This is a genomic window from Desulfurispora sp. (assembly GCF_052744395.1).
The window spans coordinates 1-26,726 of sequence record NZ_JBRAJI010000015.1; the positions used below are offsets into that span (position 1 = coordinate 1).

The following is a 26,726-nucleotide window of genomic DNA, read 5'->3' on the forward strand; positions in this document are numbered from 1 at the left end:
TTCCCAGGAGATAAATGGTATTAAGTGACATATATGGTAAATAGATCACGGATGGCTATCTCCCTGGCTGTGCTGGAGAAGCCGCTTTTTTGACATTATTTTTTGTGTCGTTTTGTTTCGACAAAATATTGCCTCAGGGAGGATTATAATGGTTATGTAGCTTAAAATTATGTAAGATATGAAGATTGAACAAGGAGATGTTGCGCAATGGCCAGAGTTCTGATTGCCGGAATTGGTACAGGGCCTTCATTTCTACGGGGAGAGAAGGCGGTTAATAGTACAGCAACAAGTCTGGTGCCATCGCGTAAATATAGTTCAGCAAATTATATGATAGATAACGAACTCTACGAGAAGAAAGAGCTGATAGCCCAGGCTTTGATCGAGCACTATAAAATTGAGCGAGTCTTTCTGGTGGGTACGGCCCGCTCCATGTGGGAGCGAGTTTATGAGATCTTTTCGGCTGATAATTTTGATGAAGAGTACTGGCTGGAATTGTCTGATGCTATTGATAGGAGCAATCATAATCAGTACTGCTTAACCAGTGCACACCTGAAAAAATTGGAGCAGGCTATTGACCGGGAGCTTGGCCTTACAGGTTCGCGCTGCCTGCTGATCAAGTACGGTCTGAACACGGAAGAGTTGTTGTACGACTTCGACGTTTTTATGGATATCGCCGAATTGCTGCAGGATGGCGATGAAATTTATCTGGATATAACCCATTCTTTTCGATCCCTGGCATTATTTCAGTATGTGATGGTAGATTATATTGAGAATCTGGCGGACAAGCGGATTGTGATTAAAAAAGTGTTTTACGGTATGCTGGAATGTGCGCGGGAAATGGCAGACAAAGCACCGATAGTGGACTTGAAAATGGTTTATGATATGACCAGGTGGATTAAGGCCATTCATGAGCTAGATAGTTATGGTAACGGTTATTTAGTGGCCGAGCTTCTGGAAGGGCATGATAATAATCTTGCCAAAAAGATGCGGGGCTTTTCTGATTTAATAAATCTTAATTATTTATCTGGCATCAGGAATCAGCAGGACCAGTTAATCAGGGCTCTGCCCGAACAAATGCCGGGGCCAGCGGCCCGGGTGGTCAAGTATATCAAGGAATATTTGACGCGCTTTTCTCGTATACGGGAAGATTCCCTATTTCAACTGGAAATGGCCAGGTGGTATTTTGAAAACAAACGCTATGCTACTGGCTACATAGTGATGGCCGAGTCGATACTGACCAGGGTATGTGAATTGCTGGGCTGGAAATGGGATGAGAAGGTTAACCGGGAAGAGGCCAAAAAGCTATTATTCGCAAGCAGAAGTGATCTGGCAAAACAATTGAATGATAAATACAGGAATATTGCCCGAATACGCAATAACATTGCGCATGCTTTACCTGATAGAGATGAAAGTAATTATCTCATGGATATAAACAAAGTGTTCAACTATTGCGATACCCTGAAAAATATCTATCGACGAATTCAACCTGAAGATTTGAACGGGTGATGTTTGTGCATTTAATTACCTCTATTGGCAAAACCAAATATCAACCTTGTACATACTACTGGGACGGCCGGGAATACAGCACACCTTTTGCTCCCGTGGCGCTGGCCCGTCTGAAAGAGCTGCGCGGAGCCAGGGCCAGTGTGCTGGTGACCGCTGCGGCCAGGGAAGCAAATTACACGCCGCTGGCGGAGCAACTGCTGCAGGCCGGGCTCGAGCCCCGGGCCGTGCCGGTGCCCGAAGGGCGCGATGAGGCCGAGATATTGCAGATCTTCCGGATTATCACCGATTTGGTGCAGCCAGGAGAGGATGTGGTGTTGGATGTAACCTTTTCCCTGCGCCATTTGCCCTTCACCTATCTGGCTGCTCTGATCTATCTGGTGGGCCTACGGGAGGTAAATCTGAAGGGTATTTATTATGGTGCCTACGAATTCGGTACAGGGTCGGGGGAGGAACGGCGGGCTCCTATACTGGAAATAACTTACCTGTTCCGCCTGATAGAATGGTATTATGCTCTGAACACCGCCCGCCAGGAGGGGGATTTCCGACCTCTGGGGCGCCTTTTGCACGGTGACCTGGGCAACCTGTTCCGGCAGGGCGGCCGGGACGAGGTGCTGTCCCGGGTCAAAGGGCATGTGCAGGAGCTGGCTTTTGCCCTGGGGGCGGTGCTGCCTCTGGAAACCGGGTATCAGGCGGCCCGGTTAACTGCTTTGCTGGAGCAGTTGAGCTCTTTGGAACAACTGCCGGCCGCGGTGCTGGCCTTGAAAGATATGGGAGAGCTGCTGACCAGCTGGCAACTGACGGTGAACCTGGCAGAGAAAAACTGGAAACAGCAGGTGGTGCTGGATCGCCGGGAACTGGAACGGCAGCTGGTTCTGGCCCGCTGGTACGCCAGCCGGATGAACCGGCCGGCGGTGATGCTGGTGTTGCGGGAATGGCTGATTAGCCGCCTGCAGCTGGCCCATTGCTCCCGGGATGGCCAGCCGGTTTACAACTGGCTGGGGTATGAAAGGCGCAAGCGCTACGAACAGGCGCTGAACTGGCTTAAAGAGCGAGCTAAACAGGGTCTGGTAAAAGATGCGCAGGAAAAGCAGTTGGCTTCTCTCTGGAGCAGGGTCACTGCCGACCGGAACCTGGTGGCCCACGGCGGCATGGATGAGGGGACTGTGCAAATATCAGTGGATGAAATCAATAACCTGTTGCGGGAATGCCAGGCCCTGCTGTGTACCGAGGTGCCACTGGAAGTCATTCAGAGGAAAGGGCAAAGGGTTTTGCTAACCCCCCTGGGTTTGTCCCGGGGTGTGTTATATAGTGGGGTGAAGCTGACCGATCCGCAGCGAGTGGTGGTGCTTTCTTCCCCGCAGGCGGCGGCTGCCATACCCGAGATATTACAGGTGGCCGGGGCGGATCATATACCCTGCCATGTGCTCAATCTGGCCGACCCGCATCTGGGCTTTCGGGAAGCAGAAAGGCTGCAGCGGGAAAACAGGGCACTGTGGCAGGAGCTGGCCGGTGCCGGGGAAGTAGTGGTGAATATCACCGGCGGTACTACGGCCATGCAGTGTGTGGTGGAAGATCTGGCCGCTTATTTGAACCGGCTGGGTGTAGCAGTGCGCCGGGTGGCCCTGGTGGACAGGCGCCCTTATGAAGAACAGCGGGCCAATCCCTATGTCTGCGGAGAGCTGGTAGAACTGGAGCCGATGAGATGATACCGGGTGGGCGCTATGTGCTGCTGCGGCTCACCCCAGGGAGGGAGATTTTTTGCCCCGGGGCAGGAATGCGGACAGTGCTGTTAAAGAGCGCAGGGAAAGTATTTTGACTGCATTGCATCAGGTACCGGCTAACTGGTTGACCTATGAGGAATTACGGCAGGCGCTGGCCGAGCGGGGCTTTACAGTTTCTCCCCGCACACTGCGCTATGATTGTGCTGCTCTGGTTAGACAAAGTCTCCTTTGTGTGCAGCGGGGCAGGGTGCAGGCCAATCTGGCTGCCGGCAGTGATAATTGGGGAGAGCTGGCGGACAGGGTGCACAGCAGGCAGCGCAAAAAGCTGGCCCTGCTGAAAATTCTCTATAATGTACCCGGAGGGCTGACCACAGCTCAATTGCTGGCCGGTCATCCAGCCCTGGGGGGCCGGGATACAGTGGAATCCTTGCTGCATGAGCTGGCCAGTTCCGGCTTTGTGCAGGAGGTGGACGGGCGCTGGCAGCCCGGGCCGGCACTGGCCCGACCGATACCGGTGTCTACGGCCCTGGCAGCAGAGCTCTATGGCTATCTGGATTTGTTGTCCCAGTTGATCAATTTGCCTTCCGAGCTGGTACGTCTAAAAAGCCGCATGATACCGCACCTGGTTTTTCCCGGCCGTTCAGCCTGGCGCGAAAAAATGTGCCGGGTGGAAGAACGTATTTTGGCACACGGTCCCGGTACGGGAGGGCTGCTGGAAAACGCTGCTCTGGTGGGTACCCTGCGGCGGGCCATCCGGGAGCAAAAGTGGGTACAGGTGACTTACCGCCAAAAAGAACTGCAGCTGGCCCCGCTGGGCATGGTCTATCTTTGGGAGAAAAGACACTGGTATCTGGTGGCTGTGCCGCAGCATGGGGAAGAGCCGCGGGAATACCGGGGGGACCGGTTGGGGGTGGTGCAAGTGCTGCCCGAAAAACATACTTTCTCTGACGGTTTTCATTTGGAGCAATATCTGGGCCGGCGCTGGGGCATTGGTAACGATGCTGCCGAGCACCAGGTGCGGGTACGCTTTCGGAATACAGAATGGCATATGGTGGCTCTGGAACGGCTGCAGGGGGAAATCGCCCGCCGCTGGCCTTGCCGGCCCGATTGCCGCCTTTACGCCCGGGGTGAGGAAACGATTTTAGAAGACCGCATCTGCGGACTGTCCGAGTTTGCCTCCTGGCTGCGCAGTTACGGGGAGGCAGCAATTGTGGAGCAGCCTGCCGAACTGCGCGCCCGCATGTACCATACTGCCCACCGTATGCTGGAGCGTTATACCGGAGGTGATGGGCGTGAGTGAGTCCTGCTCCCGTCCCCTGCGGCGCCTGATGGATACTCTGGCCGCCCTGGAAGCCCATCCGGCCGGTTTGAGCGCCCGTCAGCTGGCGGAGATCACCGGTTACCCGCAGGGTTTGATCTTGCAGGACTTAAACGATTGCCTGCTGGACACCGACCTGGCTGGTTATTTTCCCCTGTATGTGGGGGAAGATGATCCGATCAATGACAGCATGCAGATCCAGGACCCGGATGTGCGCTGGTTTTTGCAACCCAATACGTCTATGCAGCAACCGGCCTGGCAGCTGGCGCCGGAGGAGGCGCTGGCTCTGGCCTGGATGATGCAGCAGTACCGGCCGGGTGGAGAACTGGAGCAGCTGGGGCGAACCATTTTGGCTGGCTGCGGAGCGGGGCAGCAGGCAGCGGCTGCTCGGGAAGGTGACGCCATGCCGGTGCTGCGCGGCGGGGTACAGCTGCAGGGGGGAGAGATTTGGGAAAAGGCGCGCCGGGCTTTGCTGGAAGAGAAAAAGATAGTCGTCAGCTATTATGCCCGCAATCTTCAGCAGGTGGTGGAATGGTTGCTCTGGCCCCTATGTCTGGTTTTCTTTACCGGCAATGCGGCCTGGTATTTGATTGCCCGGCGGGAGGATACGGCCGAGATTGTAGCCTGTCATCTGAACCGGGTGCGCCGGTTGCAGGTTAGCGAACGCTCATTTGTTTATCCCGCAGATTTTAGCCTGGAGGGCTACCTGCGCTTGCGCTGGGGCATGGATCTAAGCCTACCCGAGACCGTGCGGGTGCATTTTTACAATGAAGCTGGCGTGTGGGAGAAAGTGCGCCGGGAATTTGCCCGCCGGAGGATGGGTGGTTTGCGGGAAGTGTCTGACGATGTGCTGGAATATTACGGACCGGTGCACGGGGTGAACAATTTTGCGCGCTGGGTGCTCTCCTTTGGCTCTTCGGCCGTGGTGCTGGAACCGCAGTGGTTGCGGGAAAAAATGCTGCAAACCGCCCGGTACTGGCTGGAGATGTATGGTGAGGCGGCGGATGAGGGAAAAAATAAACAGGTTAAGTTCTGGTAAAGGATGGGATATGCAGGTGCGTCTTTGGTCGCTTCACCCCTGTTATCTGGATTCCCGGGGGCTGGTGGCTCTGTGGCGGGAGGCTTTGCTGGCCCAACAGGTGCTGGCCGGGCTGACCAGAGGTTATCGTTTTCATCCCCAGTTGATTCGTTTTCGGGAGCATCCGGATCCGCTTTCGGCTATCGGTTTCTACCTGGGCGCGGTGCTGGAAGAGGCCGGCAGACGGGGTTACAATTTCCGGAAGGAAAAAATTAGGTGTTTGCCGGCAGACATATCCTCTCTGACGGTGACTGCTGGACAGCTGGCCTATGAACTTTACCACTTGAGGCAGAAACTGGTGCGGCGGGATCCGGCCTGGCATGAGAAAATAATAAAAGTGGATCACCCATTGCCCCATCCCCTTTTCCAGGTAGTGCCCGGTAAGGTGGAGGAATGGGAGAAGATTTATTAGACGGCGGCCTGATAAAGGGCTGCTTTTTTGTTGCCCGGGGAAATTTGGGCGTAAGGTTAACTGGCAAAATAATCTACCGCAGCATGTAATAAAGTTAAGGATGGTGACAGAAAAGTTGACCCAAAACCATGATGGTGGAGGTGAGTTGAATGCAGAGCAAGCTATGTCCCTTTTGCGGCCGGCGGTCCTACAGCGCCTGGGGGGACCGCTGGGTTTGTCCCTACTGTGGTCGGGACATTTCCCATGTACCGGTAGAAAAAAGGGAGGGCAGTGAGCAAGATATGGACCGTTGCAATAAGTCTAATCATGTCGAAAATTAATGGAAAAATTTTTCAATATTAAGCAGGATTTAGATTATCGGGTAAAAAATAATCCATATCATGGGGAAAGGAGTTTTTTGATACTGGAGGTGAGTTGTTTGCCGGCAAAACAGAGGATGAAATATATCGAATGGCTGGCCTGGCAGTGCCAGAGGCAGGTGATCGCCAGGGATGATCTGCCCCGGGAGCGGGTGCACACCTGGCAGGACCCGCTGACCGGTACATGTTTTTTTATTACCGGTCAGGATCTGGACCAGATTGCAGGCCGGGCCGGGCAGGTCTGGCAGTACTGGGCTGACCGGATGGGTGAGGACGAGCGGGCAAATAGTTTCTGGGCTTATCTGCAGGATCCGGTGGGGCAGTGCCGGCGGCTTTTCGAGCAGTACGGCTGGCCGGCTACCGCCAATGACAGGAAGGAGCAAAGTGCGGCAGGGCCGGCCGGTGGGAAAGGGGCTTCCGGGGAAAGCGAATGGGAGAATGCACTGCGCCTCTGTCCTGCCCTGCCATATCTGCCCGGGCTGCCGGAGAGGGACAGTGGGCCGCTGCCGGCCTGTCCCCGCGGTGATGTGGCCGGAGTGGTAACCGGCCTTTACTATGCCCTGACCGCGGCTCTGTACCACTGGCCGGAACGGCCGGAGGAATGGCAGCGGGAAAGGTGGGTCAGCTTGCAAGCTGTGCTGGGCGGTTTCCCGGAAGGGGATGCGCAGGAAAAATTGCGCGCCCCGGATTTATGGCAGGCGGCCCTGGCCATTGCGCTGGCCCGGGGTGAACAGCTGCCGGGCAGTGCAGATGAAGCCAGGGGCCTGCTCCAGGGAAAAAAGCTTTTGCTGCTCAAGGGCGGGTCGGTGAAGGTCAAGCAGTATTTCCTGGAAAACAACAAAATTCCCGATGTGCGCGGCGCATCGGTGCTGCTGGACAGCATCAACCGGCTGCGCATCCCCTATTACTTCGAGAGAAATTATACGGCCGAGTCGCTGGTCTATTGCGGGGGCGGCAACTTCCTGGCTGTTTTGCCGGCATTGGGTAACAGTGAGGAAGAGAACCGGCAGGAGGCTGACCGGTTGGCCGGGGAGATAGAGGAGATTTACCGCCGGGTAACGCTCACCGCCCAGGCGGTGGTCACCGGCCGGGTGGTGGAAGCAGAGCAACTGCTGGACCGGGAGCAGTATCGCCGGGTGATGAGTGCGCTGGAGGGGCAGCGGGTGCGGCGGCAGCTACACCGGGCCTATCCGATAAATCCCGGGAGTGGGGACATCAATTATTATCTGTCCCCCGATGAAAAGCCGGTTGCCGTCGGAGATGAGGGCAAGGGCACTGATCTGCAAAGACTGTCGCCCGGGTCTACCCAGAAATGTACCCGCTGCGGCCGGCGCCCGGCCGCAGGGCGGCTGGTTTACACCCCGGGGGAGGAGGAATATTTTTGCCTGTCCTGCTGGCATAAATATCAGGCTGGTCGCCTGTTCAAGCAACTCATGCGCCGGGATTATGAAAGTTTTTGCCAGACCGAACTGGGCGGAGAGAAAAATCAGCTAATAAAAGTGGAAGCCAGCAGTACTCAGGATCTGGCCAGATGCTCCCGCGATGGGCGTTACATCGGGGTGCTCTACGGCGATGGCAACAATATGGGCCAGGTGGTGATGAACCTGCCTCATATGGCCGCCAGCCGCTACTTCAGCCGCCGGGTGGAGGAGGTGACCAAAGCGGCGGCCTACCGGGCGGTGGGGCGGCACACGGGCTCTACGGCCGTGGAGTTTATTGCTCTGGGGGGCGATGACGTATTTCTGCTCACGCCGGGCGATGTGGCCCTGCAGGTGGCGGTGACTCTGGGCCGGGAGTTTGACACGGCCTTTAAAAATTTATCCGAGAACAAGTATACCATGACCATGTCCCTGGGGGTGGTGGTGGCCGGTTATCAGGATCCCCTGGCCGAATTGCTGGAGATAGCCACCCAGCTGCTCAAACAGGCCAAGAAAAAAGCGCGGGCCAACCAGGAACAGGTGCAGCATCCGGAACTGGCGGGCGGTACGGTGGACATAGTGGTGCTCAAATCCTTTAGCGGTTATATCTCGGGGCCGGTGCAGTACCGGGAACAAAACCTGTGCCGGCAGGGCTGGTACCAGACTATGCGGCCCTATAGCTGGACGACGGCCGAACTGCTCATGCAGCTCATTGCTTACCTGCGCAGCGGCAAGGTGCTGTCCCGCAGCAACCTGTACGGTTTGCGGGATTTCGCCGCCCGACACGGGCCCGGGGAAAGCCAGCTGTTCTATTTGTACCAGGTTAGCCGCTTGCTGTCCGGCAATAAAAAGGAGCAGTTCCATACCCTGGCCCAATGGTGGGATAAACTGGCCGTTTCGCTGGGAGCACGGCAGGTGGGCGAGCAGCCGGACGGCAGTGCGCTTTTGCCCGGTTTGCCCCCGCCCGGCTTTAAGGATGTCCAAAAAGCTTATTATGCTCCCTGGCTGGACATTCTGGAACTGTGGGATTTCGCTTTCCCGGAGAGCGCTGCGGAAAAAATCCGCCAGGCAGAGGTGGAAACTGCCGGGAGTTCAGGACGGGAGGTGAACAGCCGTGTTCAGGCGGGTGCGCATTGAGATAATTGCCCGGCCCCGCAGCCGCTGGCACAGTGGATCGGCGGGGGCTGAAAGCGGGCTGCTGGACAAGTACTTGTTGCTGGACGGCCGGGGTCGCCCTTACATTCCCGGTTCCAGTTTGAAGGGCAAACTGCGGGCTTATGCCCGGCAGCTGGTTAACTGTCTGGAAGGTTTTGTTCGCTGTTCCGGTACCGCCGATTGCCCCTGTGATGTTTGTGAGCTGTTTGGCACAGGGGGCAACCGGCCGGGACGGCTGTATTTTCCCGATTTATACCTGACCGGGGAGGAAAGGGGATTTACACTGCACACTGCCGGCCGGGTGGCTCTGGAGCGCTACCGGCGGGTGGCCCGGGACCAGGCGCTGGCCTTTATTCAAGTAGCCGAGCTGGGGGCCGGTTCGGTCTGGCAGGGAGAGATCACCGGCAGCCTGGACGAAAGGGCCTTTAAACGCCAGCTGGTACTGCTCAGCCTGGCCCTGCGGCAGGTTTACGCCCTGGGGGGCGGAGTATCCAGCGGCTGGGGGCGGCTGCAGCTGGACTGGCAGGTGTACTGGATGGATCAGGATGGGGAGCAAAACCTGTCTTTCGACCTGTTGCGGAAATGGAGTGAAGAAATTGGAATGGCGGGTTGATGTGGAGCTGAAAAGCCCTCTGCTGGTGGGGGGACAGAAGACGGGCAGCGACTACATACGCTCCCTGCCTTACATTCCCGGTGGGGTGCTGCAGGCGGCTCTGGCCCGCTGGATTGTGGAGCAGTGTCCTCTGAACCGGGTAGGGAACAGGCTTTTCTGGGTGGAATTTCGAGATGAAATGGCCTGTGCAGAGTGCGCTGCCCATTTTTGGTGCCGTCATTTTACCCGGCTGCTGTTCACCTTTTGTTACCCGTACGGGGCCAGGCCCTGGCCGGTCACCGCAGTGCAGTGCAAATTCGATTCCGGCCATCCGGCCCAGGATGCGCTGGTACACCGCCTGCTGGCCGGACGGGGGCAGGCGGAGGGGCCTCCGGTATGTGCGCATTGTCCGGGAGGCAAGGGACGGGTGGAGAGTGTGAGTGGCTTTTATGTAGAGGATGGCGGGGTATATCGCTCTGTGCAGCCGGTTTATCGTCCGCTGACTCGCCTGGGGGTGGATCCTTACCGCCGGGTGGCCCGGGATGGCCTGCTTTATACGGTTAACGTGCTCAGCGAAGTGAACCGGCAGAACGGCCGGGAGCAGCCGGCGGTATTTTCCGGCCGGGTACGCCTGTCAGAACAGGCGGTGTCGCCTGCACCGGAAACGTGGCCATGCACTTTGCGCCTGGGGGCCAAGACTACCAGTGGATTGGGACAGGCCCTGGTTACCTGGCGGTTACTGCCTTCCCGGCCGGAGCAAGAAGGGCAAGAGCGCATAGCTAAGGGTATCAAGGCATTCACTGCGCTGCTTCCGGAAAGCTGGCGCCGGACGGGGCGGGTTTACATACCTCTGCTCCTGCTCAGTGACGCCTGCTGGCCCCAGATGCCGCCATCCGAACACCTGACCGATGAAGGCTGGCGGGAATTCTGGCAGCAGTCCCTGCAGGAAGCGCTGCCCTGGGAGGATGCGGGCTGGCAGGAACTGGGCTGGCAGCTGGAAGAGGTGCTGGTCAGTACGGGTTACCGGAGCGGTTTTGACACTTCCGCCCCCGGTGGAGCCTGGAAGGAATATGCCTTTCTGGTGCAGCGGGGCAGCATTCTGGTGCTCAGCCTGCCCGGGGATGCTCTGGACCGGGCGCTGCCATTGCTGCGCAGCCTGGAGTGGTGGGGGCTGGGGCAGCGCCGGGAAGAAGGTTACGGTCAGGTCAGTGTGGCCGATGAAATACACTGGCGCTGCGGGAAAAGTGGTTAAAGGGGGAAGCAAGATGAGCGGGCCGGTTGTCAATCTGGAGGAGTATTATCCTCAGGCTTTGCAGTGTGTAAATCAACTGATGGATGTTCAGGAGATCCGCCATGCTTTTTTAAGTAAAGAGCTGGGCAACAAGCAGGTGCGCAGCTTGATTGATATTGCTTCCCGGGCGTCCTGTCTGGAGGAGCTGTATGCTTACATCCTGTACAAGGTGGGACGGGATAAAAACCAGCATGGCTGGGCCAGGGCGGTCCCGTCTGACAGGGCGGCGGGTGATGGTCGTACCAATGTTCCTCTGGGAGAAAGGTTAATTGCGGCAACGCGTCACCTGTTGTCCAAGGAATCTATGGCCGGTCTGACGCAAAAGGAGAAATTAATGCTGCTCAGCCGCTTTTTTGGCTATCTGTACTGGCGGGTGACATATGAGGATTTTAAGGGTAATAACGGTGCCAGAGAGCAGGGCAATGGTCAGAGAAACAACAGTCAGCAGCAGGCCCGCCGGGGCAGGAATAGATGACCCGGCCGGGCCAGGAGGTGAAACTGTGGAGCAGATTTTTCTTTATGATCAATTTTACAACCGTTATATTATCACCGGCCGCCTGCGGGCGCTGACCGCCCTGCACATCGGGGCACCCCAGGACAGCCTGGAGATCGGAGCGGTGGATGCCCGGGTGGTGAAAAATGCGGCGGGCCAGCCTTTTATTCCCGGTTCTTCCTTCAAGGGTGTATGGAGATCCTTCACCGAACAGGTGCTGCGGGCGCTGTTGGGAGAGGATAAAGTATGCCTGATTACCGGCCAGGGCCAGCGCTGTGTGGACAGGGAAGTGGAACGTAATGATGAAAAGGTTAACATAATCAAATACTTAAAAGATAGTTATGGGGATAATCTCGAGGAACTGGCCAGGGAAATTTACCAGCAGAGCTGTCCGGCCTGCCGCCTATTTGGCCACACCCATCTGGCGGGCAAGGTACAGGTGGCCGATTTGCCGGTCCTTCCGGAAACCTGGTGCGGGCATTACGACCTGCGTACCGGCGTGGGCATTGAGCGCGACTCCCTGACCAAAGCGGACAAAGTGCTTTATGACCTGGAAGCGGTGCCGGCCGGCACCTGCTTTGCCCTGGAAGTGGTTATGGAAAACCTCACCGATCAGGAACTGCAGCACGCCCTCTATGGCCTGCTGGCCTGGCAGCGGGGCGAACTGGCCCTGGGAGGCCGTACCTCCCGGGGACTGGGCCGGGTGGTGCTGGAGGATGTGGCGGTGCGGCGGATTACCAGTAAGGATTTGAAAAAGTGGCTGCTCTGTCACAACTGGCAGGACTGGCCTGCTGTAACGCTGCAGGATATGATGCAAGCGTGCCGGAGCCGGACAGGGGGTGAACAGGATGTTCAAGGCGCTGTATAACCAGGCCCGCCTGACCTTTCAGGTGCAGGCCGATGGTCCGCTGCTGATCAAGGCGGGCGGTGAGGCGGCCAGCCTGGACCCCACCCTGCCCGATATGCAGTTTGTGCGGGCCTATCACAACGGGCAGGAAACGGTATTTTTGCCCGGCAGCAGTTTGAAGGGGGTTATGCGCAGCCGGGCGGAGCAGATTCTGCGGACTCTGGGCGAAAACTGCTGTATGGTTTTTGGGAGAGAGCAAAGTTGCTTGAAATATGAAGAAAAAATACGAAAAAAACCCGATGATTTCAAGGAAGCCTGGCAGCGATACAAAATAGCCTGTCTGGCCTGCCGTTTGTTTGGCAGCCCTTTCCTGAAAGGGCGGGCCCTGTTTGCCGATGCCTACCCGGTGGGTCCGGTGCGCCTGGGGGTGTGCAGCAATGTGGGCATTAACCGCATCACCGGCGGGGCGCAGAAAGGCAGCCTCTTCCAGCCCGAGGTGGTGGAAGAGGGCACCTTTCAGGTGAAAATTGAACTGGTCAACTATTTCACCTGGCAGCTGGTGCTGCTGCTTTATGTGCTGCGCGACCTGCACGACGGCCTGCTGGGGCTGGGCATGGGCGGCACCCGGGGCTACGGCAGGGTGCAGGTGTGCGGGCTGGAAATTAACCTGCGCGATTACCGGCAGGATAAGCCGGCGGGGATAAGAGGTTTTTCCGGGGAGGATGTACTGAATCCGGATGGGCTGGACTGGCAAAAGCAGTTTTACTACTGGCAGGGCCGGCAGGCAGAAGCAGCCATCTGGGGCGAGGCGGGCTGGCTGGCCCGGGCAAACCTGAACGATCTTCTGGAGAGGGAAAAAGAGTGGCTGGAACAGGTTAGTAATAAGGCAGGGGGGAACCGGGCATGAGTAACGGCAGGCAAGGCGGGGCAGACCGGCAAAGGCAGACCCTGCTGGGAGAAAAGCCCTATTCTTTTGTGCCCCTGAATGCACAGGTAGAGCGACAAAAGCCGGTGGGACACGAGCAGCTTTGTAGTAATTTGTACAGCGGACGGCTGGAACTAAAGATTACCTGTCTTAGTCCTGTGCACATTTTTTCCGGCCTGTACCAGCCAGACAGCCAGCATGGTTTATATAAGGTTTTTGCCCGGCGGGGGGAAAAGCCGGTCATTCCCGGTTCTTCTGTAAAAGGTGTGGTGCGCAGTGTGGCCGAGGCGGTGAGCCTAAGCTGTGCCCCCCGCTTGCCCTATAATAATAGTTGGCTGCGCGACTGTCTGCCGGAGGGAAACCGCCAGCGGTGTGACGATCCCAGAGGACAGCAGGCTGCGGATGGGATGGGACTTTGCCCTGCCTGCCGCCTCTTTGGTCACAGCAGTGGGCAGCAGGGCCGACGCGGCCAGGTGGCCTTCAGCGACTTCCATCTGGTTGGTGAACCGGCCCGGCAGCTGGATATTATTGCCCTGCCTGCGTTGAATGAACCCTTTAGAAATTATCCCGCCAAAAATAAGCGCTCCAATAGCAGAAGTGCGTCGGCGGAACCGCGCTATTATCCTGACAACACAGATACAGGCAATGAGCGCCTTTATTACTGCCGCCTTTGTGCGGAAGATTGTTTGAGCTGTTCCAAAAGTGATTTCTGGCAGCGGCTGAGCAGTCGGCCAGCGCGGGAAGCATTAAATCGCCCCCGCCTGTTTCGGGGCCGCAAATTTTATTACCACAGCCAGCAGCCAGAGGTGGGAAGAAATAATTCGGCAGCCCGGGAAAAACACGAGGTAGCCAGAAAGGACAGCGTTTTCCAGGGGCAGGTGGTGTTTTACAACCTCACCCGGGAGGATCTGTCGCTTCTGGCCTTCAGCTTAGGCCTGGATGGGAGCTTTTGCTTAAAAATAGGTTATGGCAAACCGGCCTATCTGGGCAGTGTGCGGGTGGAACTGCTGGCTGTGGAAAACCTGCTGCAGCGTTACGGGGTATCCACTCCGGATCAGCCGCCGTGGGATACGCCCGAAGCAATTCAGGAACTGGCCCGCCAGTATGGCCAGAACAGTGACGAAGCTATTGCCCGGGCCGTAACAGAGCTGCGCCGCATTTGGGACTGGAATAATCCTCGTGGTCCGGCCTGGCGGGAAGTGATGATTTCAGGCCAGGAGATGAAGATATATTAAGGAGGCGGTGCATGTGCTGCCTGAACCTTTGCGCCTGGCGCTGGTGGTGGTGGGCAAGTCGAAATACGGCAAAGTGGAAGTTGTTAATAAAGATAGAAGCAGTAAAATTGTTCCGCTGGATAACAGTGCGGTGGGCCTGGTGCTGGAAGTGTTTCGCTCAGTGCAGGCCCAAAAGGGTCTCAGTGATGAGGAGAAAAAGCAGCGGTTCTGGCAGTTGCTCCGGGAAATGGGGAAAAGCCCCTTTGTGCAGCGGGGCAGCATGCGAGTTCACTATGATTATATTGTGGAGAAAATATGGTGCCTGCCCAAGCAAGGGGACGGAAATAAAGGGCAAAAAATCCGAACAACATGTCCCAAACTGGACCGGCTGGATTTTGACCAGCTCTACCAGTTTGCCGGCTGGATCCAGCGCCTGCATGAAGCGGCCCTGAAACACCGGGAGAGTTTGGCCGGGCTTAGTCAGCCGGCAGCCGGGACGGGACCGGCAACTGCAGGGAGCCAGACCGTTCCGGGTCGGCACGGTGGAGCAAAACTCTCCCGCCAGCCGGCCGGGCAGAGTCAGGCGGGCCGGGTGTCCCCGGAACCCGGCCTGCAGGCGACAGCACAGGCTACATCGAACAGTGAGAGCATTAGCAGCGAATATATAGCGGCCATGCTCGGTCGTAATCCTAATATGAAGATCAGCAGGTCTCGTAGATAAAAATAGCCTGTTTTGGTGGCAGCTGTGACCAGATTGTGACATTTTGGTCATTGAGCTGCCAAGTTTTTTGTTTATACTGGCGGTATTATCAGAGTAGACCGGGATTTGCACATTATTGTAAGGAGGGGTATTGTGGTGCAAAATATTCGTTATCTGGTACAGGGAGTATTTCTGGTTTTGCTATCTTATCTGGGAGCGCGGCATGTGCTGCTGGGAGGAGGCCGTATGGGAGCAGCACCGGTGGATGCTTATTGCCCCTTCGGGGGCTTGGAAAGTTTGTACAAATTTGTAGCCGCTGGCACCTTTATTAAAAGGACAAACTTTTCCAATCTGGTTTTGTTAGCTGCGGTTATACTTACAGCTTTACTGGCCGGGCGGGCCTTTTGCGGCTGGATTTGCCCTCTGGGTACGATGCAGGAATGGTTATTAAAACTGGGGCAAAAAATAGGCATTAAGACTATCAGGGTGCCAGAACGAGTGGATCGGCTGCTGCGCTATGTAAAGTATGGCGTGCTGTTTATCTTTTTGGCGCTGACCTGGTGGACAGGGGAGCTGGTTTTTCGGACCTATGACCCCTGGGTGGCATTTAATCATCTCTGGGAAGGGATTGGAGCAGCTTTTAGCAGTTTTCCTGTCGGTGCAGTACTTTTATTAGTAGTTTTACTGAGCAGTCTTTTTATTGATCGAATCTGGTGCCGCTACTTTTGTCCGCTGGGTGCTTTGCTGGCTATCTTCAGCCGGATAGGTCTGTTGCGTCAGCCCGTGGGCGAATTGTGTAATAACTGTCGGGCCTGTGGCAGAACCTGTACCTTGCAGGTTATAGGTAGAGAAAACAGGGTGGATATTGCGGAATGTATTGCCTGTGGGCAGTGTCAGGAAAAGTGTTCCCGGGACGCCCGGTCGATGCAGGTGCTGGGCAGCAGAATCACTCCTCTCGGGGCTGGACTGCTGGCAGTAGCTATATTTTGGGGAAGTTATGCCGTGGCCAAAGCAGCCGGCCTCTGGATCACCCTGGGGGGAGGTAGGCATTGATAAACAAGCGGGGATTCGCTGTGCGGAATTTGCCTGATTAAATGACTATTGTGTATTCTTGGGGCAGGCCGCTAAGGTCTGCCTAAAATTTTTGCCATTTACTCTTTACAAAATTACTCGCTCATGCTATTATTCAATTGTGGATATAATATATCCACATAATCAGAAAAGAGGCACTGAACATGCAAATCACCCGGCAGACCGAATATGCCATCCGCACCATAATGGAACTGGCCCGGGCACCCTATGGCGAATTTGTCCAGACCCGGCTCATCTCCGAGCGCCAGCAGGTACCCGAGCTTTTCCTGAAAAAAACCATCCAGGCGCTCAGCAAGGGAGGGCTAGTGGTTACCCAGCGCGGCGCCCAGGGGGGGGTGCGCCTGGCCCGTCCGGCCGATACCATTACTATCGCCGATGTGCTGACCATTATTGAAGGTCCACTGGCTTTGAATGTGTGTCTGGGCAACGGTTTTTACTGTGCCAATTCAGATACGTGCAAAATTCACCGCATTCTGGGGCGCGCCCAGAAAGTATTGCTGGAGGAGTTGACAAAGGAAACTTTTGCCGATATAATAATGGGCAATATCGAATAATATTATGAATATTTGCACAATAAGCGACATAATGCTATTATTTACCCGAAACGATAGTAGTTTCGGAAATTTTTACCGCTTAATTTATACTAAATAGGTCCAATATGTATTAAAAAAATTAACCTTTGTTAGAAAAAATTAATCTTTGGGTTTTCCAGAAGGGGGTGATGTGTTGGTACCGGTGGTAAATCAAGAAACCTGTATAGCCTGTGCTACCTGCTACGAGGTATGCCCGGCCGTGCCCAAGGTGTTTGAAGTGACGGACAAATCCAATGTGGTAAATCCCGATGCCTGTTTGGAATGCGGAGCCTGTGAAGAAAACTGTCCCACGTCTTCCATCAGGTTGGTCTGATTTGAAACGGTTATTCAATTAATCAATCAAACACATATTGATCAAGGGAGGTAGAATCATGTTTTGTAACCAGTGTGAACAAACCGCCAAAGGGATGGGCTGTACTGTAGTGGGAGTATGCGGTAAAAAGCCCGATGTAGCCGCTTTGCAGGACCTGCTGCTGCACGCTGTTAAGGGGCTGTCGCTTTACGCTGCCGCCGGGCGCCAGGTGGGCGTGGTGGATCCCGAGGTGAACGCCTTTACTGTGGAAGCCCTTTTTTCTACTCTGACCAATGTTAATTTCGACCCGCAGCGTTTTGTGCCCCTGTTGAGCCGCTGCGTGGAGCTAACCGCCCGCCTGAAAGAGAAGGTGGCCGCTGCCGGTGGCCGGACCGACTTCACTGATCCTGTTGCCAGCTTCCAGCCTGCCGCCGACCTGGCCGGCCTGGTCAAGCAGGGCGAGGAAATTGGCGGCGCCTGGGATAAAAACGCCGATCCGGACATCCAGTCCCTGCAGCAGATTCTGATTTACGGGATCAAGGGAATTTCGGCCTATGCCGACCATGCCCGCATCCTGGGCCAGGAAGACGACCGGGTATATGCCTTTGTCCATGAAGGCATGGCGGCGCTGGCCAACCAAGAGCTGGGCTTGAATGACTGGCTGGGCCTGGTTTTGAAGTGCGGCGAAATCAACCTGCGGACCATGGAACTGCTGGATGCTGCCAACACCGGCGCCTACGGCCACCCTGTGCCTACCGAAGTACCCCTGGGTCACAAGAAAGGCAAATGCATCCTGATTTCCGGTCACGATTTGAAAGACCTGGAAGAACTGCTCAAACAGACCGAAGGCAAGGGCATCTATGTTTACACCCACGGCGAGATGCTGCCCACCCACGGCTATCCCGAGCTGAAGAAATACAAGCATTTTTACGGCCATTACGGTACGGCCTGGCAGAACCAGAAGAAGGAGTTCGCCCAGTTTCCTGGGGCCATCTTGATGACTACCAACTGCATTCAGGAGCCCCAGGGCTATCAGGACAATATCTTCACCACCGGTCTGGTGGGCTGGCCGGGTGTGCAGCACGTTAAAAACGGCGACTTCGGCCCGGTAATTGAAAAGGCTCTGGCCATGCCCGGCTTTGCTGAGGATGAAGACAAAGGGACGGTTATGGTCGGTTTTGCCCGCAACAGTGTGCTGGGCGTGGCCGACAAGGTCATTGCCGGTGTGAAGAGCGGGGCCATCCGCCACTTCTTCCTGGTGGCCGGCTGTGATGGCGCCAAAGCGGGCCGCAACTACTACACCGAATTTGTGGAAAAAGTACCACAAGACTGTGTAGTGCTGACCCTGGCCTGCGGCAAGTTCCGTTTCTTTGACAAGAAGCTGGGCGATATTGGCGGCATTCCGCGCCTGCTGGACGTTGGTCAGTGCAATGACGCCTACTCGGCCATTCAAATTGCCGTGGCCCTGGCCAATGCCTTCAACTGCGGTGTTAACGACCTGCCCCTGTCCATGGTGCTGTCCTGGTACGAGCAAAAAGCGGTGGCCATCCTGCTCACCCTGCTGCACCTGGGGATCAAGAACATTCGCTTAGGTCCCAGCCTGCCGGCCTTTATCACGCCCAATGTGCTGAATGTGCTGGTGGAAAACTTCGGCATCAAGCCCATTACCACCCCGGACGAAGACCTGGCGGCTATTCTTGGTAAATAAATAGAGTTTTGCTCAGTGGCTGGCTCCGGCCGGCTGGAGTGCTCCCTTTCAGGTGTCGTAGAAGTCCCCATCAGGCATAATAGCTCCGGCAGAGGGGGAGAATAGGGGACAAAGGGCACGGGAAAGAGGAGGAGCCGTATGGCCAGACACAGAGATAGACTGGATATAGCAGCGCAAAAAAATCCCAAAGAAGTTCTCAACCGGGAACGGGGTAAACAGAAGTTCATTGATCCGGAAAAAGGTCCAGAAAACAAGTGAAGCGGGCGCAGGCCGGCATGATTGCCGGCCTGCGCTTTTAATAACAACCTGATTACATATTGACATATATAAGCCATATCAATAATATTTTGAATATACAAAAAAGGGAAGTGTTGCCATATGGCGGAACAGATGATCAAACTCCCTCAGGGGGCCTGGTTTGCCGAGCAGGATATTGAGATCAGCTTTCCAGCTGACTGGCAGGTTAACCGGTGTGATAGTCCGGCCGACAGTATGGAGCAGGTGACGGAAGAAGAAATCCGCCGGGCTTTTGCCTCGCCGGTAGGATGCCTGCCCCTGCGCGAACTGGCGGTGGGGAAAAAAGAGGTCTGCATCATTTTTGACGACATCAGCCGCGGTACCAGGGTGGAGCAGCTGGTGCCTTTTGTGCTGGAGGAGCTGGCTGCCGCCGGCATCCAGGACCAGCAAATTCGCTTTATTTGCGCCCTGGGCATGCACGGGGCCCACACCCTGGATATACTGGCCAAAAAACTGGGCCGGGACATTGTGGCCCGCTTTCCCGTATTTAACCACAATCCTTATGAAAACTGCCAGCATCTGGGCCAGACCAGCCGGGGTACGCCGGTGGCGGTTAACGCCGAAGTGATGAAATGTGATTTAAAAATTGGCATCGGTTGTATCACGCCACACCCGTTCAACGGTTTTGGGGGCGGCGGCAAGATTCTGTTTCCTGGTGTCTGCGGAGTGGAAACCATTCTGGGCAACCACATTCTGTCGGCCACGGCCCTGATGGGGGCCGGGCTGAATCCTGTGGACGGTCTGGGGCGTTTCGAGGGCAACATCATGCGCCAGGAAATGGAAGAAGTGTGTCAAATGGCCGGGCTGGATATGGTGGTGAGCGCCCTGGTGAACAGCCGCTGTCAGACGGTGGGGCTGGTGGTGGGTGCACCAATTGCCGCGCATTATGCCGGGGTGGAAACCGCCCGCCGCATTTACGCCACACCTTTTCGGCCGGGGGCCGACATTGTGGTGGCCAATGCCAACTTTAAAGCCTGCGAAGCCTACATAGCGCTGTTGTTTGCTCTTAAATCACTGAAACCGGGCGGTGACGCCGTGGTGATTACCCATACGCCCTTGGGCCAGATTCCGCACTACCTACTGGGCGCGTTTGGCCGCTTTATTGGTGGGAAGCTCTGGAGCCCCAACCGCGCCGCCATGCTGGCCGGAGCAGGGCGCATTATTGTCTATAGCCCCTACCGGTACTATGCGGATGAAGAATGGTTCGGGGGATACGGGCGGGTGCAGTGGGCCGCCAGCTGGGCGGAAGTGCGGCAACTGCTGCAGCAGGGCCATCAAGCCGGCACGGTGGTCAATGTGTTTACCGATGGAACCATTCAGTTCTATGGAGCAGAGGAATAGTTCCGGCGTAAAAATATTTTCTAGGAGCGGTAAACCAAATGGTGGGCGGGGTCGTCAATTCTACAGAAAATTAACGGGAGGGGTTTTATGGAATCACCGGGCACTAACAAGAACACGGCCCTGGTACTGGCTGCCGCCATTATCGGCCTGGCTCTGGTTATCTGCAGCTTTATCGCAGCCGGGGCGCTCAACAATTTTGCCAGCAACAAGAACACCATTACGGTCACCGGGGCGGCCAAAAAGCAGATCCGCTCCGACCTGATTGTCTGGCGGGGCACTTTTTCCGTGCAGTCGCCCCAGCTTCCCGATGCCTACAACAAGCTCAAGCAGGACCTGGCCAGGGTGAAGAGTTACCTGATGGCCAAGGGCATTGCGGAAAAAGATCTGGTGGTCAATTCCATTCAGACCATTCCCATCTACCAGACCAGCAGCCAGGGCATGCAGACCAGTGTGGTGGAGGCCTACCGCCTGATTCAAACAGTGGAAATCACCTCCAAGGAGGTGGACAAAATCAGCGAGCTTTCCCGCACCTCCACCGAGCTGATTAATCAGGGTATTCAGTTTGAATCGCAACCGCCCCAGTACTTCTACACCAAGTTGAACGATCTGAAGGTGAGTATGCTGGCGGAAGCAGCCAAAGATGCCCGGGTGCGGGCCGAACAGCTGGCCAAAAGCAGTGGGGGGAAAATCGGCCCTCTGCGTTCGGCCAAAATGGGCGTTTTCCAGATCACCCCGCTGAATTCCACCGATGTTTCGGACTACGGGATCAACGACACTTCATCCCTGGATAAAGAGATAACTGCAGTGGTTAATGCCGAGTTTTATGTGAAGTAGGGTATGATTGCCGGAAAGGGGCGGGATAGCTGTCAGGTTTGAGCTACCGGACCAATAGCTAAAATGTGAAAACCGGGTGCCACAGGTCGCACCCGGTTTTTGCATGTCGGTTGGATTTATTGTCTTAGAGCCTGCTGCCGGGAAACCTAGCCGACCAGGTAACCGAAAAACAGGCCCGTGAGCGTGGACAGGACCACCACCAGCAGCACATAGACCGCTGTTCGGGCTACGCCCATCACCCGGCCGATGACCAGCATATTGGGCAGGCTTAATGAGGGACCGGCCAGCAACAGGGCCAGGGCCGGGCCCTTGTTCATGCCCATGTCCAGCAGGGCTTTGACAATGGGCACTTCGGTCAGGGTGGAGAAGTACATCAGAGCGCCGAAAACCGAGGCCAGCAGGTTGGCGGCCAGGCTGTTCTGGCCGACCGCCGTTTGAATCCAGTGCTGGGGGATGATCGCCTTGAGAATACCGGCGATAAACACTCCGGCCAGCAGCACCGGGAAAATCTGCTTAACAAACTTCCAGGTTTCACTCAGCCAGGTGCGCACATCCTCTCCGTCATACCACTGGGTGAGCACCACCGCCAGGAAGCTGAGCAGGGAAAAGATAATGGCTACCTTGCTCCAGAAGGGGATAGCCGCCGTGCCAAAGAGCAGGATGGCCACCAGGGTGCCGAAAAAGGCCAGCAGTTGCCAGGCCGGCCGGCTTTCCTCACCGGCAAACATGCCGTCGTCTTCCGCCTGCTCCTGGCGCTTGCGTTCAAAAATCAGGGCCATGAGCAGACCGATGATAATGGAAAAGGAGATGGCGCCCACGGCCCGGGCCAGGCCCAGCTCCCAGCCCATCTTGCGGGCGGTGAGCACGATGGCCAGAATGTTGATGGCCGGGCCAGAGAAAAGGAAGGTGACGGCCGGTCCCAGTCCGGCTCCTTTGCGATGGATTCCGGCGAAAAGGGGCAGGATGGTGCACGAGCATACGGCCAGGATGGCGCCCGATACCGAAGCCACACCGTAGGCCAGGTGTTTGGGGGCGCGGGGGCCGAAATATTTCAGCACCGCGCCGGTGGCCAGCACGGCCGCTATGCCGCCGGCGATAAAAAAGGCCGGGATCAGGCAGGTGAGCACGTGGGCCGAGAGATATTCCAGCAGCTCATTGACGCCGCTCATCAGGATGGCATTTAAACTCATCATACATCACCTCTATGAATATAATTTTATACGATATTTATATAAGTGAAATCTAATATTCGCAAACTGACAAAAAGCGGGGCTTTTCAGGGAGTGGCCCCGCTTTGGGCGGCAGTCGTCTACTATGGAAAGATTTGCTCCAGTTGTTTACTCTAAACAAACAGATCCACTTAAGCAGCAGTCTTTTAGCAGCCTTGGGTAAGGGAAGAACGCACCCGGTCGTAGATTTTCTGGATGTCTGTCGCATTCAGGTCGAAGTTGTGCGCTTTTTTGATCCCTTCTTCTGTAATCACGAGGTAATCGGTGATATTGATTCCAGCGTGTTCCAGGGTGTGTTTGGCACATTTCACCGGACAGCCGTCTATGGCTACCAACCTTTTGGCTCCTCTGGCCGATTCAATAAAGCTTTCCACATGTCCGCCAATGCCGGCCAGGCAGAACATCCGGCCCACACCGTTTTTGGTCAGCTCAACGCCCACCTGGTTGGCGATTTGCCCCACGTTGGAGGCTCCGGAACAGGGAAAGATTAGTATTTCCGATGCACTGGCTGTGCAACTGCAGTTGTCGGCCATTATTATTTCCTCCTTAAAAATTATTAAATTATCTTCGTGAATTTATTACCGGGATACTATTCTTCTTTGAGGTAATAACCACAGCCCGGTTCCGGTTACATCTCTTCTTTGATATAGCGCACCAGATCCTGGTGTTTGGGTACCCGACCGAATACCTTGACCTTGCCGTTAATCACCAGCCCGGGCGTCATCAGCACATTGTATGAGGATATCTGGTCAAGATCGGTAATTTTCTCGATGCTGGCGGCAATGCCTGTTTCCTCCACGGCCTTGCGCACTGCTTTTTCCAGTTCCTGACACTTTTTGCATCCCGGGCCCAGAACTTTAATATCCAAAATGTTCACCTCCAAATGAACAAACTAGAATTAATGCGTTGCTTATATAATAAATAGCTTATGTAAAAAGAATAAACCCAAACCTGTTGACTGTCAAGAGCAATGGGCAAAGATTCCGGAAAATCTTTTTTACAGGGACTGTTGTTTCCTGGTTGATTAAGGAAAGAAGGCCTGCAGCGCCTGGCCCAGTTCCGGATAGGTGAAAACAAAGCCTGCCTCCAGAGCGCGGGCGGGTAGAGCCCGCTGGCTGGCCAGCAGCAGAGCGTCAGCCATATCGCCCAGCAGCAGGCGCAGGAGGGAAGCGGGCTGGGGTAGCCAGGAAGGCTTGTGGAGCACCCGGGCAGCAGTGCGGCAGAACTGGATATTGGTGACCGGGCGGGGGGAGACGGCATTGAACGGGCCGCTGGCCCGGGGGTGGTGCAGCAGAAAATAGATCAGGCGCACCAGGTCCTGAATGTGGATCCAGGACATCCATTGCCGGCCGCTGCCGGTGCGCCCGCCGGCATAAAGGTGGAAGGGCAGCAGCAGGCGGGGCAGGGCACCGCCCTCCTTTGCCAGTACCAGGCCGGTACGCAGCAGCACTACCCGTGTGCCGTGTTCCTCTGCCCGCAGGGCTTCCTGCTCCCAGGCCGAACAAACCTGGCTCAAAAAGTCATGGCCGGGTGGGCTCTCTTCGGTCAGCACCTCGTCGGCCCGGCTGCCGTAATAGCCCACAGCTGAAGCATTAATCAGTACGCGGGGGCGCTGGTCGGGCGGCAGGCAGGCGATGGCCTCCACTAACCGGCGGGTGCTGTGCAGGCGGCTTTCCAGAATAGCCTGTTTGTAATGTTCCGACCAGCGCCGGCCGGCAATGGAGGCACCGGCCAGGTTGATCAGGGCGCTGGCTCCTTCCAAAACCTGTGCCCAGGTTAAAGAGCCCTGTCCGCTGCTGCCCGGCCAGAGGGCGAAGGGAGCCCCGGACGGCAGGTTCCGCGCCGGGGAGCGGGTGAGTACGGTCACCTGCCAGTTCAGGGCCAGTAGATATTCTGTCAGGGCGCGGCCCACCAGACCGCTGCCGCCGGCAATTACTGCACGCATAAATTAACCTCCAACTTTTTTAACAAACTTCTTTCGGCTCGGGGCGGGGAGTGCGCAAGTACCTTGCTCCGGTCCAGGTGAGCACGCCGGCAAAGATGACGCGCAAAGCTCCCTCGGGCAGGATGTGGGCCAGGGAGCCGCCCAGATATGTACCCAGCAGGATGCCCGGCACCAGTCCCGGCAGGATTTTAGCGTTCACATTGCCCAGGCGCCAGTGGGTCAGCGCACCCGCTATGCCTACCGGCACCATGGCCAGCAGGGAACATCCCTGGGCCAGATACTGGGAAAAGCCGGCCAGGAGCACCATGGAGGGAACCATGATGGTACCTCCGCCCACACCCATCATTCCTGAAAGAAAGCCGGTAAAAATACCGGTTAATAAAAAGACGACCACTTCCGCCCGCAAGGTGTTCAGGCCCGCGAGATGGGGCAGGTAGGGCTTTAAGAGTAAAAGAAGTGAGACGAAAACCAGAAATCCCCCAAAAGCTCTTTTCAGTTGCCACTCCGGGAGGGCATGGGCAAAACGGGCACCAGCCCGGGCGGTGAAGATGGCTGTGGAGGCCAGCAGGGCCGCGGCCAGGATGTCAACCGAGCCGTTTAAGGCATAGGTGGCTGCGCCCGCCATCCCGGTAAAAACCAGTGCTACCAGGCTGGTGCCATGGGCGCTGTGCTGGTTCATTTTGAGTACGGAAACCATCAGGGGAATCATGATTACCCCGCCGCCCAGCCCCACCAGTCCCCCAAAAAAGCCGGCAGCCAGGCCAATTAGCCAGCTGGTCATTTATGTATCACCTCAATTTAACAATATACTCAAAGCACCTGCTTGTAAACAAATAAACACACATTTTATTGACGGTGGAAAATTGACCAAAATTCGCTGGCAAAAACAAAAAGGCTGCCATATTACTGACAGCCTTTTATTTGCTGATGGTAATGGTGGAGGCGGGGGGAGTCGAACCCACCGTCCGAAGGAATGACCACAGCAGTCTCTCCGAGCGCAGGCTGTGCTTTAAGCTTCGCACCTTTGGCGGCCACAGCCAGCCTCCGCGGGTGCTATTCCGGTGAAAGTCCTACCAGATCTCCGGAAGGCAACCTGGCAGCCAGCCCGTTAATGTGACGCCCTTTCCCGGGCCACGGGCCCGGCGCGGGAAGGACGTAGCTGCTACAAATTAAGCAGCCAGAGCGTAGTTTTCGTTGGCACTTATCAGCTTTCCACCGTTTTTACGGGCGGGTGGAACCCCGGCTCGCTACTCCTGTCACCAGTTCCCCCGTCGAAACCAGTACGCCCCCTTGTTCATTAACCTTGCATTTTGGCTTCAGACTGGTTTGATGTTGTTCTTCTGAAACCAATGATTAGCCTTTGGCCCGGCGGGCTCGTTCCATTTCCCGCTGGGCATCCCGGGCGGCGATGTCCTGCCGCTTGTCGTAGAGCTTTTTACCCCGGGCCAGGGCCAGTTCCACCTTGGCCCAGCCTCGCTGAAAATACACTTTCAGCGGAATCAGGGTCAGCCCTTTCTCGCGGATTTTGCTGTGCAGGCGGTTGATTTCCTGCCGGTGCATCAACAGCCGCCGCACCCTTTTGGGCTCGTGGTTGAAGCGGTTGCCCTGCTCATAGGGGCTGATATGCATATTATACAGCAAAAGTTCGTTATTTTCAATACGGGCAAAGCTGTCCTGCAAATTGGCCCGGCCGGCCCGCAGCGACTTCACTTCGGTGCCTTTGAGTTCAATGCCGGCTTCAAAGGTTTCAATAATATGATATTCATGACGGGCCTTGCGGTTGCTGATGGTAGGCGTTCCGGCCATAATATCACAGTCCCATTTCCCGGGCAATGCCCTGCATGGCGGCAAGGGATATTTCCAGGAATTTTTCCAGTTCCAGCCCCAGCTCGGAGCAGGCGGCAATTTGCTGCCGGTTAGCTCCCCGGGCAAAGGATTTTTCACCAAAGCGGTTCAGCAAAAAGGGCACATCAATAGCCGCCAGCGATTTTTCTTTTTTGATCAGCGCACCGGCCACAATCAGCCCGGTGACCGGGTCGGCGCAGTAGAGCGCTTTGTCCAGCAGGGAAAGGCGGGGCAGGCCGTGTGCTTCATTGTGCGCTTTGACGGCATAGATTACATCTTCCGGCAGACCGTGCTGTTCCAGGATTTCTGCGCCCAGCAGGCTGTGCCGCTGCGGATCGTCTTTGGTTTGATCGTAATCAATATCGTGCAGCAGGCCGGACAGGCCCCATTTTTCTTCATCCTGATTTAAGTAACGGGCCAGGCCGCGCATGACGGCTTCCACGGCCAGGCAGTGTTTCACCAGATTGGCAGTTTTTAGGTATTTTTGTAACAGATCCAGAGCTGCTTCACGCTGCATGGTC

Annotated in this window: 26 protein-coding genes and 1 other RNA gene; 19 read left to right on the forward strand and 8 right to left on the reverse strand. The window is 56.1% G+C overall.

Annotated elements, in window-relative coordinates; translation table 11 throughout:
* Positions 1-207 precede the first annotated feature (207 nt).
* From csx2 to ACUVTU_RS05815, 19 genes are all read left to right on the forward strand, one after another.
* A complete protein-coding gene (csx2, locus tag ACUVTU_RS05725) occupies positions 208-1,506 on the forward strand; it encodes a TIGR02221 family CRISPR-associated protein (RefSeq protein ID WP_445889002.1) in 1,299 nt (432 codons plus the stop codon).
* Between the two features lie 5 nt (positions 1,507-1,511).
* Positions 1,512-3,212 (forward strand): hypothetical protein, encoded by a 1,701-nt coding sequence (locus ACUVTU_RS05730; RefSeq protein ID WP_445889003.1) that lies wholly within the window; start codon positions 1,512-1,514, stop codon positions 3,210-3,212.
* 106 nt (positions 3,213-3,318) lie between these two features.
* Positions 3,319-4,527 carry a helix-turn-helix transcriptional regulator gene (locus ACUVTU_RS05735; protein WP_445889004.1) on the forward strand — a complete coding sequence of 403 codons (1,209 nt, stop codon included), beginning with the start codon at positions 3,319-3,321 and terminating at the stop codon, positions 4,525-4,527.
* Positions 4,520-5,584, forward strand: a complete 1,065-nt coding sequence (locus ACUVTU_RS05740) for a helix-turn-helix transcriptional regulator (protein WP_445889005.1) — start codon at positions 4,520-4,522, stop codon at positions 5,582-5,584. Before ACUVTU_RS05735 ends, ACUVTU_RS05740 begins: the two co-directional genes overlap by 8 nt.
* A 10-nt stretch (positions 5,585-5,594) precedes the next feature.
* On the forward strand, positions 5,595-6,035 hold the full coding sequence (locus ACUVTU_RS05745; protein ID WP_445889006.1) for a pyrimidine dimer DNA glycosylase/endonuclease V: 441 nt from the start codon (positions 5,595-5,597) through the stop codon (positions 6,033-6,035).
* Positions 6,036-6,453: 418 nt separating this feature from the next.
* Positions 6,454-8,949 (forward strand): Cas10/Cmr2 second palm domain-containing protein, encoded by a 2,496-nt coding sequence (locus tag ACUVTU_RS05750; protein WP_445889007.1) that lies wholly within the window; start codon positions 6,454-6,456, stop codon positions 8,947-8,949.
* Positions 8,927-9,580, forward strand: a complete 654-nt coding sequence (locus ACUVTU_RS05755) for an RAMP superfamily CRISPR-associated protein (protein ID WP_445889008.1) — start codon at positions 8,927-8,929, stop codon at positions 9,578-9,580. Before ACUVTU_RS05750 ends, ACUVTU_RS05755 begins: the two co-directional genes overlap by 23 nt.
* Positions 9,564-10,811, forward strand: coding sequence for a hypothetical protein (locus ACUVTU_RS05760; RefSeq protein ID WP_445889009.1), 1,248 nt, complete (start codon positions 9,564-9,566; stop codon positions 10,809-10,811). The genes ACUVTU_RS05755 and ACUVTU_RS05760 overlap by 17 nt, the downstream gene beginning before the upstream one ends.
* A 13-nt stretch (positions 10,812-10,824) precedes the next feature.
* A complete protein-coding gene (locus ACUVTU_RS05765; RefSeq protein WP_445889010.1) occupies positions 10,825-11,325 on the forward strand; it encodes a hypothetical protein in 501 nt (166 codons plus the stop codon).
* 25 nt (positions 11,326-11,350) lie between these two features.
* Positions 11,351-12,211 carry a type III CRISPR-associated RAMP protein Csx7 gene (gene csx7, locus ACUVTU_RS05770; protein WP_445889011.1) on the forward strand — a complete coding sequence of 287 codons (861 nt, stop codon included), beginning with the start codon at positions 11,351-11,353 and terminating at the stop codon, positions 12,209-12,211.
* On the forward strand, positions 12,192-13,097 hold the full coding sequence (locus ACUVTU_RS05775; RefSeq protein WP_445889012.1) for an RAMP superfamily CRISPR-associated protein: 906 nt from the start codon (positions 12,192-12,194) through the stop codon (positions 13,095-13,097). The genes csx7 and ACUVTU_RS05775 overlap by 20 nt, the downstream gene beginning before the upstream one ends.
* Positions 13,094-14,350, forward strand: coding sequence for an RAMP superfamily CRISPR-associated protein (locus ACUVTU_RS05780; protein WP_445889013.1), 1,257 nt, complete (start codon positions 13,094-13,096; stop codon positions 14,348-14,350). The genes ACUVTU_RS05775 and ACUVTU_RS05780 overlap by 4 nt, the downstream gene beginning before the upstream one ends.
* Positions 14,351-14,363: 13 nt before the next feature.
* Entirely contained in the window at positions 14,364-15,050 is a 687-nt protein-coding gene (locus tag ACUVTU_RS05785) for a hypothetical protein (RefSeq protein WP_445889014.1), read from the forward strand.
* A gap of 132 nt (positions 15,051-15,182) precedes the next feature.
* Positions 15,183-16,082, forward strand: a complete 900-nt coding sequence (locus ACUVTU_RS05790) for a 4Fe-4S binding protein (RefSeq protein WP_445889015.1) — start codon at positions 15,183-15,185, stop codon at positions 16,080-16,082.
* A gap of 182 nt (positions 16,083-16,264) precedes the next feature.
* The gene (locus ACUVTU_RS05795) at positions 16,265-16,675 is read left to right on the forward strand and encodes an RrF2 family transcriptional regulator (protein ID WP_445889016.1); all 411 of its coding nucleotides are present in this window, start codon (positions 16,265-16,267) and stop codon (positions 16,673-16,675) included.
* Between the two features lie 169 nt (positions 16,676-16,844).
* Positions 16,845-17,027: a 4Fe-4S binding protein gene (locus ACUVTU_RS05800; protein ID WP_445889017.1), complete on the forward strand. Its 183-nt coding sequence runs from the start codon at positions 16,845-16,847 to the stop codon at positions 17,025-17,027.
* Between the two features lie 58 nt (positions 17,028-17,085).
* Positions 17,086-18,714 (forward strand): hydroxylamine reductase, encoded by a 1,629-nt coding sequence (gene hcp, locus ACUVTU_RS05805; RefSeq protein ID WP_445889018.1) that lies wholly within the window; start codon positions 17,086-17,088, stop codon positions 18,712-18,714.
* 378 nt (positions 18,715-19,092) lie between these two features.
* Positions 19,093-20,352, forward strand: a complete 1,260-nt coding sequence (locus tag ACUVTU_RS05810; protein WP_445889019.1) for a lactate racemase domain-containing protein — start codon at positions 19,093-19,095, stop codon at positions 20,350-20,352.
* An 87-nt stretch (positions 20,353-20,439) separates the two neighbouring features.
* Entirely contained in the window at positions 20,440-21,186 is a 747-nt protein-coding gene (locus ACUVTU_RS05815) for an SIMPL domain-containing protein (RefSeq protein ID WP_445889020.1), read from the forward strand.
* 146 nt (positions 21,187-21,332) lie between these two features.
* Here ACUVTU_RS05815 and ACUVTU_RS05820 read toward each other — a convergent pair whose 3' ends face one another.
* From ACUVTU_RS05820 to ACUVTU_RS05855, 8 genes are all read right to left on the reverse strand, one after another.
* Entirely contained in the window at positions 21,333-22,379 is a 1,047-nt protein-coding gene (locus tag ACUVTU_RS05820) for a permease (RefSeq protein WP_445889021.1), read from the reverse strand.
* 182 nt (positions 22,380-22,561) lie between these two features.
* Entirely contained in the window at positions 22,562-22,948 is a 387-nt protein-coding gene (locus ACUVTU_RS05825) for a putative zinc-binding protein (protein WP_445889022.1), read from the reverse strand.
* 95 nt (positions 22,949-23,043) lie between these two features.
* Complete coding sequence (locus ACUVTU_RS05830; RefSeq protein WP_445889023.1) at positions 23,044-23,283, reverse strand: thioredoxin family protein; 240 nt, start codon at positions 23,281-23,283, stop codon at positions 23,044-23,046.
* 156 nt (positions 23,284-23,439) lie between these two features.
* Entirely contained in the window at positions 23,440-24,360 is a 921-nt protein-coding gene (locus ACUVTU_RS05835) for a TIGR01777 family oxidoreductase (RefSeq protein WP_445889024.1), read from the reverse strand.
* A gap of 19 nt (positions 24,361-24,379) precedes the next feature.
* Complete coding sequence (locus ACUVTU_RS05840; RefSeq protein ID WP_445889025.1) at positions 24,380-25,141, reverse strand: sulfite exporter TauE/SafE family protein; 762 nt, start codon at positions 25,139-25,141, stop codon at positions 24,380-24,382.
* 153 nt (positions 25,142-25,294) lie between these two features.
* Positions 25,295-25,650, reverse strand: a transfer-messenger RNA (tmRNA) gene (gene ssrA / locus ACUVTU_RS05845).
* A gap of 63 nt (positions 25,651-25,713) precedes the next feature.
* Positions 25,714-26,166 carry an SsrA-binding protein SmpB gene (smpB, locus tag ACUVTU_RS05850; RefSeq protein WP_445889026.1) on the reverse strand — a complete coding sequence of 151 codons (453 nt, stop codon included), beginning with the start codon at positions 26,164-26,166 and terminating at the stop codon, positions 25,714-25,716.
* Between the two features lie 4 nt (positions 26,167-26,170).
* Entirely contained in the window at positions 26,171-26,722 is a 552-nt protein-coding gene (locus ACUVTU_RS05855; RefSeq protein ID WP_445889027.1) for an HDIG domain-containing metalloprotein, read from the reverse strand.
* Between the last annotated feature and the right edge of the window lie 4 nt (positions 26,723-26,726).